Annotated in this window: 11 protein-coding genes; 4 read left to right on the top strand and 7 right to left on the bottom strand. The window is 45.6% G+C overall.

Annotated features, from left to right (window positions below):
* Positions 1–7: 7 nt before the first annotated feature.
* Positions 8–1,408, top strand: coding sequence for a phosphoglucosamine mutase (glmM, locus tag EHV08_RS11265; RefSeq protein WP_126679358.1), 1,401 nt, complete (start codon positions 8–10; stop codon positions 1,406–1,408).
* A 263-nt stretch (positions 1,409–1,671) separates the two neighbouring features.
* Here glmM and EHV08_RS11260 read toward each other — a convergent pair whose 3' ends face one another.
* The 3 genes from EHV08_RS11260 to ruvA form a co-directional block, all read right to left on the bottom strand.
* On the bottom strand, positions 1,672–3,204 hold the full coding sequence (locus EHV08_RS11260; protein ID WP_126679357.1) for an alkaline phosphatase family protein: 1,533 nt from the start codon (positions 3,202–3,204) through the stop codon (positions 1,672–1,674).
* Between the two features lie 96 nt (positions 3,205–3,300).
* On the bottom strand, positions 3,301–10,854 hold the full coding sequence (sov, locus tag EHV08_RS11255) for a T9SS outer membrane translocon Sov/SprA (RefSeq protein ID WP_126679356.1): 7,554 nt from the start codon (positions 10,852–10,854) through the stop codon (positions 3,301–3,303).
* Between the two features lie 15 nt (positions 10,855–10,869).
* On the bottom strand, positions 10,870–11,475 hold the full coding sequence (ruvA, locus tag EHV08_RS11250) for a Holliday junction branch migration protein RuvA (protein WP_126679355.1): 606 nt from the start codon (positions 11,473–11,475) through the stop codon (positions 10,870–10,872).
* A 213-nt stretch (positions 11,476–11,688) separates the two neighbouring features.
* On the opposite strand from ruvA, the gene EHV08_RS11245 reads away from it, so the two are divergent.
* Positions 11,689–12,588, top strand: a complete 900-nt coding sequence (locus tag EHV08_RS11245; RefSeq protein WP_126679354.1) for a diaminopimelate dehydrogenase — start codon at positions 11,689–11,691, stop codon at positions 12,586–12,588.
* Between the two features lie 142 nt (positions 12,589–12,730).
* Here the strand turns inward: EHV08_RS11245 and EHV08_RS11240 are convergent, their stop codons facing one another.
* The 4 genes from EHV08_RS11240 to xseA form a co-directional block, all read right to left on the bottom strand.
* Positions 12,731–14,080, bottom strand: coding sequence for a C1 family peptidase (locus EHV08_RS11240; protein ID WP_394366049.1), 1,350 nt, complete (start codon positions 14,078–14,080; stop codon positions 12,731–12,733).
* A 285-nt stretch (positions 14,081–14,365) separates the two neighbouring features.
* Entirely contained in the window at positions 14,366–15,388 is a 1,023-nt protein-coding gene (locus EHV08_RS11235) for a branched-chain amino acid aminotransferase (protein ID WP_126679353.1), read from the bottom strand.
* 136 nt (positions 15,389–15,524) lie between these two features.
* Entirely contained in the window at positions 15,525–15,695 is a 171-nt protein-coding gene (xseB, locus tag EHV08_RS11230; RefSeq protein ID WP_126679352.1) for an exodeoxyribonuclease VII small subunit, read from the bottom strand.
* 41 nt (positions 15,696–15,736) lie between these two features.
* Positions 15,737–17,059 carry an exodeoxyribonuclease VII large subunit gene (xseA, locus tag EHV08_RS11225; protein ID WP_126679351.1) on the bottom strand — a complete coding sequence of 441 codons (1,323 nt, stop codon included), beginning with the start codon at positions 17,057–17,059 and terminating at the stop codon, positions 15,737–15,739.
* Positions 17,060–17,174: 115 nt separating this feature from the next.
* On the opposite strand from xseA, the gene EHV08_RS11220 reads away from it, so the two are divergent.
* Entirely contained in the window at positions 17,175–18,530 is a 1,356-nt protein-coding gene (locus EHV08_RS11220; protein WP_126679496.1) for an MATE family efflux transporter, read from the top strand.
* Between the two features lie 27 nt (positions 18,531–18,557).
* Positions 18,558–19,187 carry a cytidylate kinase-like family protein gene (locus EHV08_RS11215; protein WP_126679350.1) on the top strand — a complete coding sequence of 210 codons (630 nt, stop codon included), beginning with the start codon at positions 18,558–18,560 and terminating at the stop codon, positions 19,185–19,187.
* Positions 19,188–19,198: the final 11 nt, after the last annotated feature.

The raw sequence follows: 19,198 nt of genomic DNA, 5'->3' as shown, positions 1-19,198 counted from the left end.
CAATATTATGACACTGATAAAATCAATATCCGGCATACGCGGAACAATCGGAGGGCACACCGGCGACACGCTTAATCCGCTCGACATTGTGAAATTTGTCACGGCATACGCCACTTTTATACGAAAAAATCGCCCCCAAGGATCGGGCAGAATAGTGGTAGGACGTGATGCACGCATATCGGGCGACATGGTGAAGAACGTGGTGTGCGGAACTCTTATGGGATTCGGCTACGACGTTATAAACATCGGACTGGCAACAACACCTACCACCGAACTTGCCGTAAGCATGGCGAAGGCTGACGGAGGAATCATAATAACGGCAAGCCATAACCCGCGACAGTGGAACGCGCTGAAACTGCTCAACCACGAAGGAGAATTTCTTAACAAAGAGGAGGGCAACGAAGTGCTGCGACTTGCAGAAGAAGAGAACTTCGAGTATGCTGATGTTGACCATTTGGGCAAATACATAGAAGACAACTCTTTCGACCAAAAGCACATCGACGCAGTACTGCAGTTGAAATATGTTGACCGCGAAGCAATAAAACATTCTCGCTTCAATGTCTGCGTTGACACAATCAACTCGGTTGGTGGTGTGATACTGCCAAAACTCCTCGAACAACTGAACGTATCATGCAAACTCATCAATGGCGAGCCCAACGGAGACTTTGCCCATAACCCGGAACCCTTGGAGAAAAACCTGCAAGGCATAATGGACGAAATGAAAAGCGGGCGATATGACCTTGGCATCGTTGTCGATCCGGATGTTGACCGCCTTGCATTCATCTGCGAGAACGGCGAGATGTTCGGCGAGGAATACACATTGGTATCAGTGGCCGATTATCTTCTCTCACGAATGGAGGAAGAGGGCATCACCAATCCCACAACAGTGAGCAACCTAAGTAGCACTCGTGCACTGCGCGACGTAACCGAGGCACACGGCGGACAATATTATGCAGCAGCCGTAGGCGAGGTTAACGTGACAACGAAAATGAAAGAGGTGGGCGCAGTAATCGGAGGCGAAGGAAACGGTGGTGTGATATATCCCGACAGCCACTATGGTCGCGATGCCCTCGTTGGCATAGCACTATTCCTTAGTTCGCTATCGCGCAAGGAAATGAAAGCATCTCAACTGCGCAAGACTTTCCCTCCTTACTTCATAGCAAAGAACCGCATCGACCTTACACCGCAGACAGATGTTGACGCGATACTCGAAAAAGTGAAGTCGATTTACAGCAACGAACAAGTGAACGACATTGACGGAGTAAAGATAGACTTTGCCGACTCATGGGTTCATCTGCGCAAGAGCAACACCGAACCGATAATACGCGTATATAGTGAGGCTTCTACAATGGAAGAGGCCGATGCTCTCGGAAAGAAAATCATGCAGGTTGTCTATGACATGCAATAAACAAGAATAATATCAACACTCTATAAAATAAGGTGACCGCTTTACTTGCAGTCACCTTTTTTTGTCATATAAGCCCCAAAAACAACTTATTCGTTTATGTTAAAAGAGGGAATATGTATTCATGTTCAGCACAAAACAGACGAATTTACAAATCAATTTGGGCGAATTTGCAGAACAAAACAGGCGAAATTGCTGAGCAATTTCGCCTGTTTTGGATTCTATAAAAAAGTTAATGACAGGTTTATTCTCTGTCTGTAAGCGAGTTATTGCATTGCTCTCGGGGTTCCGATGCAACCGCTCGGCATCTGTATATGCACAAGATTGCAGATTGTAGGCGCAATATCAGTGATGTGAACCTCAGTGGGACAAGAGCCATGAGGCACATCACGACCCATAAGAACAAATGGGATATGACAATCGTATGGATACCAAGTGCCATGCGTAGTACCTTCCCCTATCTCTTTACCCACACTATAAACGCCGGGGTTGAGCACCAGTTGTATGTCTCCGCTACGATCTTTATTATAGCCATTATATATTTTCTCTCGTATATATGTAGGAACACTTGCTGATGATATATCTTCAAGGTCAACAACATACATCACCAACGGACGTGTTTTGAAATAATTCATAATGTCCGCTTTCAACTCAGCGAAATCAAGTCCGGCGGCAGCCTTACGATTAATCACGACCTTATAGTCCATTATTCGTTCTACGAGACGTTCATGACCGGCATATTTTTCGGCAAGGAATTTGTTCACACTTTCCTCCTCACGGCCAAGGAAAAAGCCATCGGATGGGATTTTATGCTTCTGATTCTGCAAGATTCCGTTTGCTGCGCCATGATCGGCAGAAAGGAAAGCGACATACTCACCTTTGCCTACAGTCTTGTCAAGATAGTCGAAAAGGTCGGCAATTTGCTTGTCGAGTTCTATATATAAATTATGTGTAATTTCCGCATGCGTGCCGAAGACATGACCTACGAGGTCGGTACATGAGAAACTCACACATATCATGTCGGTTTCTCCACGCTGTCCCAGTTTCTCTCCGGCGATGGCACGCTTTGCCATATCTTTCACTATAAGGTTTCCGTATGGCGAATATTGCACGATGTCTATGAGTGAAGTCAACTTTTTATTGCCAACAGCAATTGGTTTAAGTTCTTTCACATCGCGTGCAATCTCCTTATTATAATTTTCAACCCACGACGGAAGCGACGACATGTAATAGGTTGATGTAACGAAACCCATGTTTTTTTTGTCGAACCAATATGCACCATCTGCCGAATGTCCTGCAGGAAATATGGCAGCACGATCTTTGAAAGAGACACCTATCACTTTCGATTTCCAATTTGTTGCTGTTTTCAGTTCGTCTCCTATTGTCGTCGCAAGCATGTTGCGTGGCGACATCAGTCCCGCTTCCGAGTTGCTACCAACGGTCATCACGGTTGTGTCCTCGGCACAATATACATATTTGCCGTTCATCAAGAATCTGTTACCGGCAATGCCATGAATACTCGGTACAGAGCCTGTATATAGAGAAGTGTGACCGATTGCCGTAACTGATGGGATATAGTTGATTTGACAATTCTCAAATGAGTAACCTTCGGACAGCATTCGTCGGAATCCTCTTGTTGTGTATTCATCGTGGAAACGATAGAGATAGTCCCAACGCATCTGGTCAACAACAATGCCCACAATGAGTTTCGGACGCAATCCTTGATTCCCACCCGCAAAAGTAGGAATGCAGGACAGAGCAAAGAACAATAATGTTAGTAATCTTGTTTTTGAAATCATGTTGCAAAAATTTAAATGAAAAATCACAAATGGTTTTGTCTAAACTTACATACTTCTATACCCCTTAGGCTTGTTACCTTTCTTACATTATTCTCATTACCTTGTCAACGAGAACTTCAAAGCCATTCCGAAATCCTGCGTAGTGGTAGGATAACTGCTCGAAGTGAGCAATGGGGTATTTGTCTGACAGTCATAGTAGAAAGTCATTGTTAGCAGACTTGAGAGAGTGTAATCGGCATGGAAAGCCAATTTAAACGCTGTATTACCTGACGAAGCAGAACTTGTCATGGATGCAATGTCGCGCACTATTGACGCCTGACTGCGATAACTAAGGTCAAGACGCAGGTTGAGGTCATGACTTATACCCTTGTTCTTGGAATTGCTACGGCTTGCAGATGCGTTCTCTTCACTATCTTTTCCGTCGTTTTTCTTACTTGACTTCAGCCTGCGATGATTACCACCGCCAAAGAATTTGAAATCGGCAATCTTGTAACCCATACCCAAAACCCAATCATTGCTATAAACCTCGCTCAACTGTATGCTCGTCATGGAAAGTGAAAGGTTGCGAGACTTGCGATACTCCAGTTTCCACGTCATGTTGTTCTGCAATGTAACATCTACTCCGAGCAACGGACTGAACATTTCAGTTATGCTGACCGTAGATATGTTATACATTGACGATGGCACCGGCATGGATGTTGTTGGGTCGTTTATGAAGCCCAGTCCGTTGATATGTTCTTGGAAAGTACTGTATGTACTGTAAGAACCAACCGAATAGATACTCTTGTAAGAGTGGTTCACGTTTACACTCTTGAAGACATCGCGGAACCAAGGCAACTGCGACAGACCGCTATATCTTACAGTCCAGTTTGGCAACAGTTTTGCCAACGTCGGGAAAATGCTCAGTCCCGAACCATTGCCGGAGGTATAGGCCGCAAGGAATGCCGGTATCATTACATCAGAACTATATAATCCGAGCCTGCCCAGTCCGGCCTGTGAGGAGTATGTCCTGCCTGCAAGAGCAGAGTTTGCCGGATATGGCATTCCCTCATATTGAGACTCGACACGATTGCGGAATCCTTCGAGAGAACGACAGAAACGCTCGAATGTGGCCGAGTGGTAACCGCTGGTTGCCGAGCCCATACCCTCGAATGCACTGTTCAGTGATATTGTTGTCATGCTGAACGTACCGCTACGCGTTGTAGGTCTGCCCTCATACATATATTGTATGCTGCTCGCGCGATTCTCTGTCCTCGCGGCATTGAGATCTATCTTAAGATTCTTGACAGGCTCAAGTGTCATGCGTAATTGCAGATCGATGTTGTTGCTTGTCGTTGCCGGTGTCGCCACGCTGTCGTTCATCAGTAGCCAACCGTTCTCTGCGGCTTTCGCAAGGTAACTGTCACCTGTAAGACCGAAAGCGAAATCAAGTCCGGGCGAAAGTATATCGCCACTCCTTTGACCGAAAATATCACCCACATTGGGCAAGAATCCCGGCAGCGACATGGCATACTGGTTGCGGTAAGAGATATTCAGCGAACGTACCATCATAAGAACCCTCGCCATACATTGCGCAGTCTTGTACCAGTTCTTATCATCAAGCGGTGGTTTGGCAGTCACTATGACTTTCAACGTTGTAGCCGAATCAACCTTTGATGTTATCTTTATATTATCCAAGCCATCCAACTTATATTTCAAAGGGAAAGCCTTGCCCTCTTTCGTCTTTGCCGAAACAATGAGACGTTTGGACTTACGACCATGGGCTACGGTTATTACGGTGTCGGGCAAGAGCGTTATCTCCTGTTCATACGACCTCTGATTCTTCGGAAGAGCCTCCTTTTCCTTAATATTTTCCTTATCCTCTACCTTGTCTCTTTTTTTCGTTTTGTTCTTTTTCGAAGAAGAACTAAAAGACATATTGAACCTCTCGTTGGTCTTCTTCAAGAACGGAATATGATTGTAGAGCCGCTCAAGATTGAACGAACCGTTGATGCTTAGGTTACGGTTATTACTTATCGTATTGCCCAAAGAAGTGCCGTTCTCAAGTGAAGAGCCACGAACCCATCTATAAGTAGAGTTATAACTAGCATCGGCATTAACCCAATCGAATATAGGAATGAGATTCAACGGCAATTGATAAGACAGCGAGAACGACTGATTATAGTCGAGTGGCGAACCTAAATTACGCAGCGACATCTTCACGGAATCTTTCCATGCAGCATATTGATCGGGATATAAATCCTTGTTTATCGGTGTGTATGGTTCCTCAATTTCCGCATGCGTTGCACTTTGGAAATTAAGATGCAGATTCTTCGTCAAGTCCCAACGTATTGAGAAATCACGATTCCAAAGGAACTGTTCGCTGAATGTCAACGGCAGTTGCGAACCACCCAAATTCTCCATGTCACGCTCTTGCAACTCATAGTAGTTACGTATGATTTCGGTATTGAATGCCACGTTCTGCGGCAACCAGTTCAGTCCGAAGCGTTTGAGAATGTCAAACCATCTGCTATTTCCCTTTATGAGTTTCTTGAAAGGCTCGAACGACTTATATACAGGCGTATAACTATAGTTCATAGAGCCTCGCCATTTGTCTTCTTTCTCATATATGGTTGTCTCGCCGGACGTATAACTATGGCTGTGACTGTATGAGAAACTGAAGTTTGCCGGGTCGTAAGGCATAGGATGAGCCTTTGTGGCAATGCCTATACGGACATTTGAGAGCGAGAAATTGGTGTTAGTGGTCTTCGTAACGGCAATACTCTCTATCGAGTCGCGCTCGTGTGCATTCTTGGCAGACTCAAGAGCATCGTCGAGTCGCATATCGGTATCAAGCGGATTATACTTCGGGCGCGTTTCCTCCTTTGTCACAGAGTAGTATAATGGTGCCGAAACCTTCGCCTTGTCGGGGAAGAACTTACCCAGTTCGATGTTCGCCGTGACGCTGTAAGTCTTGTAATTATCCTGCGAACGCTGCATCACACCCTCTTCAAGTCCACCAAATCCTTCGGTCATATATTTACCGGTGGCGTTCACCGTACCCACATCGCTTAACTGAACATTCAGCGCAGCCTGTGCCGCCCAACCGCCTTCGTTGTTGTATTCCAACATTCGCAACTCGTTAATCCACACCTCTCCCGACTTATTGTTTCGATCAAGGTTGCGCACTCCGATAATCATTGTCTTCACTTCGCCCAACGTCGGATTACCCATTATGGTTACACGGTTGTTCGGTCGTTTGCTGTCGTACTCGCTATATTCGCGATTGTATGATGCCATTCCGCCTGCCTTGGCTATGTTTCTGGCTTTTTTCAGGTTTGTGAATACGCTGAGATCGATGTCAAGCATATTCTCTTCCGGCCACACCGCACGACAGTCGGCTGACGAATAGCGGTCGTACTTCCCTGCCGGAGTAAGCTTCAGGGGTATCAGATACTCATAGTAATTGCTCTTATAGTCGCTTCCGAGACGCACGAACACAGCCAGTTGATTGTCGTGCAGATCGGTGGAGTTGTTCTCAAACGCATTTGCATGTACGAACATCTGCAACCGCTTATACTGTCGCAAATCCACCGTAGTGTTCTTATACACAGCCTTCGATTCATCGTTAGACAAGTTGTTCACCTGTATTGCAAGAGCCTGCTCATTGCTCTCGGTGAGTTGCGGCTGTGTAGGATCCTGCTCTCTGCGTATGCCCGGAGGCAACACATAGTTGACAGGAGTCTTGTCATTGTTTTCCTCAATATTGACAGCACTGACCGCCATTCTGCCAGAACCGTTCGCTCCCAACTGCTGCTGATAGACACGCCACTCGCCGCGCACAAGGTCGAGACTGCCGAAACGAAGCACAACAGGACGTTCAAAACCTGTCATGAACATACGCATGAAGCGTATTGAGGAGAAATCTGATATGTTTCCGACACGACTTGTGAACTCACGTATAGGTATTCGGAACTGATACCAGTTCACCGTTTCTCGGTTGCCATTGCGCAGGGTGCGTGTTGTTTCTCGTTTGTCAACGATGAAATTCTCGCCCACAATAAGCGAGTCGGGGTGTATGGCAACGCGATACTGGAAATATTTCTCATACTCATTGAGCGTGTAGTCTTGGTTTATGTCTTCCACGTCAGGCGTAGTCTTATACGATGTATCGTAATTTTCGGTACGCATATCATCGTCCGGTGAATTGCCCTGTGGCATGTTTATGCGCTTATATCGCTTAAGTATCGGTGCTTCAATCTGGTCATAGTCACGCCCACGGAAGTAGTGGTAGTTGTCATTGGCCGGGTCTGCCATGATACTGTCGAGGGCCGCTCCTGTCACATTCAGTCTTACTGCGTTGAGATAATCTTGATATGTAGTGAACTGTTTTTCCTCCTGATCTGTCAGTCCGTTATATCCTACATCCTGCAAGCGGCGAGAACCGTTTGTGGTGGCGAAAGCGTATGTCACCGTTGATTGCGTCGGAATCTTTCCCCATTGTGTAGTGGTGAAACTCTGCGAACCGTCAACCGGCATACCGCTCTCATAGAATTTCTTACCATCGCGGAGAATGTCCTCACTCATCTCGCCGAGGTTAAGGAACAGACTTCCGCTATGTCGGGTTGCCGTACCATTCTCACGTGTATATATGAATGGGTCGAGCATCCAGAATTCTATGTATTCTATGTTAGCCGTCTCGAAATCGTTAGTATCGAGTTTGCGCATCATACCGCCCCATCGCTGTTTCGGATTAGGCAATGTTCCGTCGCTGTTGAGTTGCGGGTCGAAGTTGTATGCTCCTCGTTCTGATGGGTAATAGGCAAGATTCAGAATGGGCAATGTCGAAGTTGCACCATTGTAACTGCTTTGGTCGCGGTTGGGATACAACTCATCAACATACACCTCGCGAACATAATGATTGGAAAGTTGATTTAGGTCGCTCTTGATATGCCCCGGAGTGAGTGATGAAGAGCGGTTGGTGAAAAGGCGGTCGATGTTATACCACGATAAGAGAGCGCGGTTGAAGCCGCTCTTAAGTGTGGTCTTGTCGTTATATTCATTAAACATTGTCGGCACACTCGACATAATCCAAGACGTTGGAGCACTCACATCAATGGCGTTCTTGGTATTCTCGAAGTCGTCAAGGTAGGACGCGTTGTCTTGTGTTCCACTTGCCTTGCCCGCAAAAAGTTGTGCAAATTCACCCGTAAAGGAAATGTTTGAAGGTTGGGTGCAGTGCAAGAAAGGAATCTTATCAAGCAAATTGGTTAGCCATTGGCTCTCTTGCTTCCAATTAAGGTTCACTCCCCACAGTGTATTATTAAGAGGTTCGCTACCCATTGCCACCTTAGTGGTAAGTGCTTGTTCTGAAAGATGCTGGAAAGTTCCGCTCAACTGGAAATTCTTACTGAAGTCATACTGCCAGTTCAGACCGACCATCGTTTTGCGTTGCTGTGCGTAGTCGCTCATACTCTCAAGGCTCACATTGACCGCAGTTCCCGCGTCTATTATACTTTGGTTGAGTATCGTAACCTCTCCGGCCGAATAATCCACGCTATAATCAGAACCTTCCGTCAGCGTCACACCACCTGCCGTTACTACTACCGAACCTTGCGGAACGTTATATGCCCCGAGCGAGATTACGTTTGCTAACGTTCCGCGGAATTGTCCCTGAAGAATATACTTATCCTTCTCGGCTATCTGTTTTGCAACATTCTTCGTAGAGTCGTACAATTCGGTAAAGCAATATTTCTTTGCGACGCCTGCATTGACACCTTTCTGTGTGAGATATTTATACAAATAATCCCCAAAAGGCTCTGCCGAAGGTAGGAAAACACGACCGTTGCTCACCGTATAGCCTTCCACGAAATCGAAATATCCGTTGGGATGAGCCTTCATATTATTGTCGAGACGGTCGGCTCCCAATATCTTTATCAGCGTTTGGTCTTTCACCTGTGGTTCGGGCAGATAAGAAAGATATACTCCTGCGGTGTCACTTTGGAATTTAACGTCAAGTCTGAACTTATCTTTATCTATTGATGTGGCAAGATAATATACGTTCTTCATCATCAAGTCCCAGTTTTCCTGTTTAGGGTTATTGCTGGTATTCTTCAGCGATTTAACAAACAATGCCTGCGAAACATCTGTGATGTCACTTGCAAACTCTCCCACTTGATATGTTGTTCCTCCGTATGTATATTCGTATGCCACGGCGAGCACTTGGTCGGTTTGTAGTGCCGTGCGCAGTGATATGTATCCCAATGCCTGATTTACGCTGTATTCTGAAGGGCTCAACAAGCGTGCACTCTGTAATTTTTCGTAGTCTGTTCCACCGGTAAATACTGCGTCAAGTACGCTTGATGACATATCGATGTCGCGTGCTGAGGCATAAGTTGTGGTAAGTTGGGAATACAGATTGTTGGCAGAGTTCGAGGGTACCATGCCCCCAGGGCCTTCTCCGAGTCGTGGCAATGCTATGATGTTACGGGTATTCGTTGTCGTTCCGGTCTTGTTTGTAACCCATATCTCTATTCGGTTTAGCGTTACACCTGTCATAACATTGGGCAAAGTGCGCATTGATGCGTCATAACGATCACGAAAATAAAACGAAAGGAAGAAGTGGCGGTTCTCCTCATAGTTCGCGGCATCAATCTCGAACGGTGTCAACTGTACTCCGCCTCTTGACGACACACTCTTCGATGAAGATTTTTTCTGTGACAACACAGTCTGTAGTTTCAGTCGTCCGAATTGCAAATCAGTGCGTATACCGAATAACGACGAGGCTCCTCTCACCAAAGTAGAATTGCTTGGGAATGATACATTTCCGGCCTCAACGAGTTTTATTATCTCGTCTTCCTTACCCTCGTACTTCAGTTTTATGTTCTGCGCATCAAAGTCTAACGTAGCATCTGTGTTATAGTTAAGGTTCATATTTACCTTGTCTCCCACCTTTCCGCTCACGTTAAGGTTTATCTTCTCGTCGAAGTCCATTGTCGTTGTCCTTCTGTGTCTTATCGGCAACGAAGGATTGTCTATGTTCTTCAGAGTAGCACCGAACTTGAGTTCTGCCGTACCCTGTGTCTTTATGCGCACACCACCGGGGCCGAATATTTTTTCTGCCGGTCCCAAGTCGAAGTGCATATCCGTGAAATCAAATTTCTCCTTACCTTCTTTTTGGAGAATTTCGCTATTCTTAAATCGGAAGAAACTGTCACGTTCTTGTTTCTCACTCCACCTCCAATACTCCTCCGGAGTCATCATTATCGGTGCATTGACATACGTGTCTGCTATTTTAGAACCTATAATATACCTGTTGAGGGTATCGTTATATAACACGTTATGCCTCATGTTATCCGGCAATTTTAGGTCGGCCGGATTACGAATCAGGTCATCGAATGTTATAGGTGATATGCGCTGAATACTCCAACGCGGGTTTAACAACGAGTCAGGGATGGAGTCCTCGTTGTCGATTATAAGTTCCTGTATTTCTTTTTTCTTGTCGTCCTTTTTATCTTTTTTATCGTTTTTATCATCAGGGCGAGGGTCGCGTACACGGTTGGTCGATCTTCTCGTCAAGTCATCCTGAAGCAATGGCGCGACATTCCATGCAAGCACATTTATGCTCACTGCCGCTAATAATAATATGTATATCTTCTTCAGGTTTCTCATCTAATCCGAGACTATTTACTTTATCTGCTTTAATGCGAGTTTCACCACCTGCTCTACAGGCATATCCGGATGTTCTTTCAATATCGCCATAACTACCTTCGATGACGGTGCCGGTGCAAAACCGAGCATTGTCAGCGCACCTACCGCCTCGTCTTTCACCGGACTTGCGAGCACTGTTGTAGGTTGACCCGCCACAGCAGACAGTTCCTCGGCAACGCCCGATGACACTATCTTGTCCTTGAGGTCAACTATAATACGCTGCGCAGTACGCAGTCCTATGCCTTTCACACTCTTCAGCATACGTTCATTTCCCGATGATATGACATTACAGAGTTCTGCTACCGTCATCTCCGAGAGTATCATTCGCGCGGTGTTTGCTCCCACTCCCGATACCGAAATGAGCAACAAGAACATCTCTCGCTCTTTCTTTGTAGCAAATCCAAAGAGCACATACGCATCCTCACGTATGGCCTCATATACCCAAAGACGCACCTCTTTCTTGCCTTGAACGGCACTGAAAGTATTTAGCGAAATGTTCAATCCGTAGCCAACGCCATGCGATTCTATCACAGCAAAAGCAGGGGTGACATCTGTAAGTTCACCCTTTATATACTCAATCATTTATTTTCTCCTTTTGTATATATACATCTTTATTAACGCACTCCTCTCCCCTTTTATTGCATTACAGCGTATTTAATAGCAAAAATCATATTGATTTATACCCGAATTCGGGACAAGAACTCGCGTGTCACATACTATTTTTTCAGCGTTTTTTTTTATATTAGAACATTATTATATACTTTTGCAGTGAGAAAATATAAAACAATAAAGAAAATGAAGAAGATAAGAGCAGCCATAGTGGGCTATGGTAACATCGGTCGCTACACTCTCGAAGCACTCGAAGCAGCACCCGATTTTGAAGTTGCAGGTATCGTAAGACGTAACGGTGCAGAGAACAAACCGGAAGAACTGGCACGGTATGAAGTAGTAAAAGATATAAAAGAACTGAAAGATGTGGATGTGGCTATTCTTTCCACGCCTACACGCAGTTGTGAAGAATACGCAAACAAAATTCTACCTTTAGGAATAAACACAGTAGATTCGTTCGACATACACTCTGAGATACGCGGGTATCGCGAACGCCTTATGGAACTGAACAAAAAGACAGGAACAGTAAGCGTTATTGCCGCAGGCTGGGATCCCGGTTCTGACAGTGTTGTACGCACCATGATGCAGAGCCTTGCACCCAAAGGACTGACATATACAAATTTCGGTCCCGGCATGTCTATGGGGCACTCTGTGTGCGCACGTTCCAAGGATGGTGTTAAGAATGCACTTTCAATGACCATTCCTCTCGGTGAGGGAATACACCGCCGCATGGTATATGTAGAATTGGAAGAAGGTGCGAAAATAGAAGATGTGGCAGCGGCAATAAAGGCCGACCCATACTTTGCAAACGATGAAACGCACGTGTTTGCAGTGCCATCGATAGATGAGTTACGCGACATGGGGCACGGTGTCAACCTTGTGCGCAAAGGTGTTAGCGGAAAGACACAGAATCAACGGCTTGAGTTCAATATGAGCATAAACAACCCTGCGCTCACCGGGCAGGTTCTTGTTAATGTAGCCCGCGCTTCCATGCGACAGCAGCCCGGTTGCTATACAATGATTGAAATTCCGGTTATAGACTATCTCGCAGGCGAACGTGCCGATATTGTGGAACATCTTGTGTGAAAAGTAATGTTGAGAGTTGAGGGCTGAAGATTGAGCGTTGAGGGTTGAGCGTTGAGCGAGGTTAGTATTATTCTTATGAATCAATTTCGCTCAACCCTCAACGCTCATCGCTCAACGCTCAACGCTCAACGCTCAACGCAAATCAGTTGTCTTCAGCAAACAATGGGTCGTCAGATGTCAGCATAACAGGTTTCTGTTGTGCTTCTTTAAGCAGTTTTTCCGGAACATACTGCTTATCAACAACAAGACGGAAAGAATATTCATTGAACCAATCGTTTGTCATAATAAGACAACCTTTACTTCCGCTGTCCGGTCCCCAAGAGTTCTCAACCTTCCACTTAACAGGCTTGCCATTGGCATCAAGGTCAACGGCAGAGAGTGTCATGGCATGTGTCGAACCACTGTCGAAAGTAGAAATGCGCTGTGCCTTATTCATCGGGAAAGTTGTACCGAGCAATGATTCATAGTCAAAGTTATCAAGTGCCAGCACACCTTTTTTACGATCAAACTGCTTACCAACATCATAACTGCTATACATCTTGCGTCCGTCTTTCAGCGATGCTATTGCCAATTCAGCAATCTCTTCCATCGGAAGATTCAGATAAGCCCAGTTATGTCCATCGTAAGTGTGACGATCAAGTTCCACCTCATACATCTTGTGATATTCGTGACGCGGGTCATTCATCACCATTATGAACGTTCCGTTGAGCGAACCACCCACCACTTCGCGATAAAATTCCTGCGGAGTATAAGTGCGTGGTGTACCTACCGTCTTTCCTTCCTTATTCTTGAAAGCGTAAGAGAACTGCTGCGGAGGATTGCCGAGTGTGAGTGCCAATATGCGATATACCACACCAAGCATCTTTGTTTTTTCCTCTTTTATCTGCTTCTTGTTCTTTCCTTGCGCAACCATATCACGCAACTGAAGTCCCTGTTCGCGCAGTTTGCTCATCAGCAGTGAACGCATTTTCGATGTATTTTCGGCACTATATGTCTCCGGCATAATGCTTTTCGGCACAAGTCCGTATTTCTCTGTAAGGTCGGCAACACCACAGAACGTACCACCATCACTAACCGGCGACTTGAAAAAGAACTGCACCTTTGGGTCTGTGATAGGTAGTTTGGCTGTTTCTATTACATTTTGCAGGAAAAGGTTCGACTTCTCCAATTGGTCATAAAAGAAAAGATAGTCATGCGAAAACTCCACTCTCAGCGAGTCGGTTCGCTTTGCGAAGTTAGAACGCAGTACGTTGAAACCACTGAACATCCAGCATCTTCCGGAACTTTTCTGGTCGTGTATGTTCTGCGCAGGTGTCTCCACGCTGAAATGAGTATCAACCTCGGCATTACTCATATAAGTGCGTGCAAGATTGTCGATACCATTTCCCGCCACGGCATTGAATATAGCCTTGTCGGCAGGACTGTTTCCATTAGTTTTCACTATCTGCTTCAACATATCCGTTGAAATGCCACCATCGTTGGTTTGCGCCATTGCAGAATGCGAGAAAGCAATCGCCAGCACAGGCACCAACAGCCTGTTTGTGATTCTTACGAAATGTTTTTTACTTGTCATGATTATTTTGAATTATACAATCTTTCATATCATATCAACACACTTGATATTAATAAAACACTACGCCCCTCTGCTTTTTAAAGCACTGAGGGGCGAGTGATTATCATGCAGGTGGTTCTATATACCCATGCCTCATTCACTCTTTTAACATGTCTGTAGGCCTCTTGATGTATTTTCCTATAAAACCCACCATTTATTTTGAAACTAATCTATAACGACTGTTGTCCAGCCGTGCTTATCCTCTGCAACACCATACTGAATATTGCGAAGATGTGTGTATAGTTTCTCTGATATTGGTCCCGGCTTTCCGTCCTTTGAAATCACGTAACTCTTGCCTGTCTCAACATCGTCAATGCGCGAAATCGGGCTTATCACGGCTGCAGTACCGCATGCTCCGGCTTCCTCGAACGTAGCGAGTTCTTCTTCCGGAATAGGTCTGCGCTCAACTTTCATACCGAAATCCTCTGCAAGTTGCATAAGACTCTTGTTGGTGATAGACGGTAGAATACTTGTTGACTTCGGTGTAACGTATGTATTGTTCTTTATTCCGAAGAAGTTTGCAGCACCGCACTCATCAATATATTTCTTCTCCTTGGCATCGAGATAGAACTCGCAAGCATAGCCGAGGTCATGTGCTTTCTTGTTTGCAAGCAACGAAGCGGCATAGTTTCCACCCACCTTATATATACCTGTTCCGAGAGGAGCGGCACGGTCGTGGTCACGCATTATAACGTAAGGGTTGGTAGAGAAACCGCCCTTGAAATATGGTCCTACCGGAGTAACCAATATCAAGAACAGATATTCGTTTGCCGGACGTACGCCAACCTGCGGACCTGTACCAATAAGCAACGGACGGATATAGAGCGTTGCACCGCTCTCGTATGTAGGAATCCACTCTTGATTCAGGCGAACAACTTTCTTTACCATCTCGCAGAACAGTTCTGTCGGAAGTTCCGGCATAAGTATTCCGCGGCATGTTGACTGCAGACGCGCTGCATTCTCTTCCATACGGAACACGCGCACCTTACCATCCGGACAGCGATAAGCCTTCAATCCCTCGAAAGCCTCCTGACCATAGTGCAGACTTGTCGCTGCCATGTGGAGTTTAATATACTCGTCGGAGCTTACTTCAATTTCGCCCCACTTTCCATTACGATAGTAGCATCGTACGTTGTAATCAGTCGGCATATAGCCAAAAGACAGATTTGCCCAGTCTAAGTTTTTCATAGCCTCTAAAAAAATTATAATGTTATAGTGCTGCAAAAGTATATAAAATAATACATAATTGCAAGTTTTTCCTTGACTATTTTTGTTTTTTACGACATTATATCACTTTATATAAAATATGTATAAGAATACCTTGTCAGAGCATTTTCTTTATTTCCTCATCGGTTTTGGTGAGACGGTCACGGCATAGTTTTATCAACTGTTTTGCCCGTTTCAGTTGGGTTGTCATCTCATCAATGCCCACTTCATTGTTTTCCATTCTCGAAACTATCTGTTCCAGTTCTTTAAGTGCTTCTTCGTATTTCATTCTGTTTGTTATTAATTGATGTTGAACACTTTTCTGTCATTTCATTCTTCACAATCCACGATAGAATGTATCGTGCCTTTTTCCACTCGTGTCTCTATCTTGTCGCCATGTTTCAGTTGCGATGCGTCGCGCACTATCTTACCCTCGTGCAGTGTTATGCTATAGCCTCGCTTCAGGAGCAAATCCGGGTCAAGAGCCGATACTCGCTGACCGAGCATCTGTAACATGTGCATTTCGCCGGTAACACGGCGTTCCAGCATTGGTTTGATGACACTTTCCAGTGTTTCCAATTTGTGCATATCATCGGATATTGAGCGTTGCGCGGCAGTAATCATATCACGCATCATACTGTCGATACGACGCTCCTGCCTCTCCTTGAATAGCGAGAAGAGCGGTGGAATCTTCTGTGCCGCTCGCTGTAGTCGCATCTGTTCCAAGTCCATTCTCTGCCTTGCATTAGTCTCCAGCACACCTTGCGCCTCCTGCAAATAATCCCACACCCGTTTCAAATGGTCTATCAGCAACGCTGCGGCAGCCGTGGGGGTCTTCACTCTCGTGTGACTTATCATGTCGAGAATGCTCTCATCGCGCTCATGTCCTATGCCGGTGATTACCGGAATGGGAAACTGTGCAACGTTTTCGGCAAGTGCCAAGGTATCAAAACCCGACAAGTCGCTCGTCGCACCACCACCTCTTATTATCACCACGCAGTCAGGCGCGGTCTCGTCTGATGTCAAGAAAGTTTCATAGATATTGTTCAGTGCGGCGATAACGCTTTGTTCCACGCCCTCTCCCTGCATCGTTGCAGGGAACAACCGAGTGACAAAACGGAAACCATAAGCATTGCTCTCAAGTTGGTCAACGAAGTCGCCATACCCCGCAGCATTGGCACTGCTTATTACTGCAATATGCTGACAGAACAGTGGCAATGACAATTCTTTCTGTAAGTCGAACACTCCCTCCCGCTTCAACTGCTCTATTATGGCCTGCCGCTTACGAGCCATGTCGCCAAGCGTATATGTCGGGTCAATGTCGCTTATTATCCAAGAAAAACCGTAGGCGGGGTGAAAATTCGCACTTACGAGCATCAGAACATTCATCCCTGAGCGCAGACGCTGCCCCGTAACCTTCTCAAAATATGGAGAAATCACGCTCCATGTATTCTGCCAACATTTGGCCGAGGCTCGCGCTATGGGTGTGTTCGTGCCCTCGCTTTTCTCAATAAGATCAATATAGCAATGCCCTCGCACCACCCTTAGTTCCGAAATCTCGGCCTCAACCCAGTATTCGCGCGGCATACCAATCTCTATCACCTCGGCAAGGAGTTGATTCAGTTCAAGGAGTGACAGCGCATTTCTAACCATCGGGTATATTGTTCATCTCGTTTCAAGTTATCGTCTGCAAAGATAACAATATTCCACAAATACACAAATGAAAATTTGTCATTTTGCTCAACTTCCACTATCTTTGCACCTGAATATGGATAATAGGAAAGCGACATTGGCCCTCGGAACAGAACCTGTGGGCAAGCTTCTATTACAATATGCCACGCCGGCGATTGTGGCCATGATGGCCTCATCGCTCTACAACATGGTCGATAGCATATTTATTGGACAAGGTGTAGGACCGATGGCTATATCGGGACTTGCCATAACATTCCCTTTCATGAACCTCAGTGCAGCGTTCGGAGCCGCCGTAGGTATCGGTGCATCAACCACATTATCAGTCAAGTTAGGTCAGCGCGACTATCAAACGGCACAGAAGATTCTCGGCAATACCGTATCACTGAATACCATCACCGGACTCGTTTTCGGTGTTATGAGTCTCATTTTCCTCGCCCCTATCCTCCGACTTTTCGGTGCAACAGACAACACCTTGCCATACGCAAGCGAATATATGACCGTGCTTCTCATCGGAAATGTAATCACACACCAGTATTTCGGACTGAATGCCCTACTACGTGCGGCATCGAAACCGCGCACGGCCATGTACACAACGATATTCACAGTGGTGCTTAACACTGTGCTCGACCCGATTTTCATCTATGTTTTCGACATGGGAATACGCGGTGCGGCAATAGCAACAATACTGTCACAGGCAATTGCTCTCGCATGGCAACTGCGCGTGTTCAGCAACAGTAACGAGATATTGCACTTCAAGAAAGGATGTTACAAACTGCATGCCGACATAGTGAAAAACATCATCGCTATCGGAATGTCGCCTTTTTCAATGAATGCCTGCTCGTGCATAGTGGTGATACTGATAAACACCACATTGGTAAAGTATGGAGGCGACATGGCGGTGGGAGCATACGCGATATTAAACCGCATTTCTTTCATTTTCTTCATGGTGGTAATGGGCATCAACCAAGGCATGCAGCCGATAGCGGGATATAACTACGGAGCACAGAAATACGACCGACTGATGCGCGTATTGAAACTTTCAGTGATTATTGCCTCTGTAGTAACGGTGACAGGATGGCTTGTGGGAGAACTTGCACCCTACCCTTGCGCAAGACTTTTCACACGCGACAAGCAACTGATAGATATGTCTATACACGCAATACGCATCACCATGATGTGCTTCCCGGTGATAGGATTTCAGGCTGTCACCACCAATTTCTTCCAGTCTATCGGAAAGGCCAAGATAAGCATCTTCCTTTCGCTATCACGCCAAATGATTTTCCTACTGCCGCTGCTCGTCATCCTACCGCCATCGATGGGGGTTGACGGAGTGTGGTGGTCATTACCTATATCAGACACTATCGCATTCTTGGTGACACTCATGATAATGTTAATATATATGAGAAAAATCAAGACAGGGAATGGAAATTAACCTCAAACGCTTTTTTATTTTTCGGATATGGATGAGAAAAAGATTATAATAAACATTGGACGACAACTCGGTTCGGGAGGAAGAGAAATAGCAAGACTTCTCGCCAACGACTTGGGATATAAATTCTACGACAAGGAATTGCTTAACCTTGCAGCAAAAGAGAGCGGATTCTCGGAGAAAGTATTCGAGAAAAACGACGAACACAAAGGTTTTCTGCGCTCGCTGTTATGTATGCACGCCCCTCACATCGGCGACAACAGTTTCTACAAAAGCGACTTCTCGCAAGAGAGTCTGTTCCTGTTCCAGAGCGATGCAATAAAGAAAGCGGCAACCGATGGGGCGTGTGTATTTGTCGGAAGATGTGCCGACTACGTGTTGCGCGAATACGACAACGTGATAAATATTTTCATTACCGCAGACATGAAACAGCGCATCGAGAGAGTTATCAAAAGGCATAATTGCGATGACGTGATGGCATGCAAAATCATCAACAGTCAGGAAAACGAACGCGCTTCCTACTACAACTATTACACGGGACAGAAGTGGGGCTATGCCGAGAACTATGACCTGTGCATCAATTCCTCTATTCTCGGAATAGAAGGGACGGTCGCTTTCATACGTGATTTCATCAAATCGCGTCAATGCAATTTATTTTAAAATCAAACGTT

It is taken from the genome of Prevotella koreensis (assembly GCF_003977605.1).
Lineage (GTDB): Bacteria > Bacteroidota > Bacteroidia > Bacteroidales > Bacteroidaceae > Prevotella > Prevotella koreensis.
Note: the sequence above shows the minus strand (reverse complement) of the source record. Positions and strands in the feature narration are given on the sequence as shown.

What these genes read in the sequence shown, in the direction of transcription:
- glmM (WP_126679358.1), top strand. Translation starts at nt 8, where the DNA reads ATGACACTGATAAAATCAATATCCGGCATACGCGGAACAATCGGAGGG.
- EHV08_RS11215 (WP_126679350.1), top strand. Translation starts at nt 18,558, where the DNA reads ATGGATGAGAAAAAGATTATAATAAACATTGGACGACAACTCGGTTCG.
- sov (WP_126679356.1), bottom strand. Translation starts at nt 10,854, where the DNA reads ATGAGAAACCTGAAGAAGATATACATATTATTATTAGCGGCAGTGAGC.
- EHV08_RS11220 (WP_126679496.1), top strand. Translation starts at nt 17,175, where the DNA reads ATGGATAATAGGAAAGCGACATTGGCCCTCGGAACAGAACCTGTGGGC.
- ruvA (WP_126679355.1), bottom strand. Translation starts at nt 11,475, where the DNA reads ATGATTGAGTATATAAAGGGTGAACTTACAGATGTCACCCCTGCTTTT.
- xseA (WP_126679351.1), bottom strand. Translation starts at nt 17,059, where the DNA reads ATGGTTAGAAATGCGCTGTCACTCCTTGAACTGAATCAACTCCTTGCC.
- EHV08_RS11245 (WP_126679354.1), top strand. Translation starts at nt 11,689, where the DNA reads ATGAAGAAGATAAGAGCAGCCATAGTGGGCTATGGTAACATCGGTCGC.
- xseB (WP_126679352.1), bottom strand. Translation starts at nt 15,695, where the DNA reads ATGAAATACGAAGAAGCACTTAAAGAACTGGAACAGATAGTTTCGAGA.
- EHV08_RS11240 (WP_394366049.1), bottom strand. Translation starts at nt 14,080, where the DNA reads ATGGCGCAAACCAACGATGGTGGCATTTCAACGGATATGTTGAAGCAG.
- EHV08_RS11235 (WP_126679353.1), bottom strand. Translation starts at nt 15,388, where the DNA reads ATGAAAAACTTAGACTGGGCAAATCTGTCTTTTGGCTATATGCCGACT.
- EHV08_RS11260 (WP_126679357.1), bottom strand. Translation starts at nt 3,204, where the DNA reads ATGATTTCAAAAACAAGATTACTAACATTATTGTTCTTTGCTCTGTCC.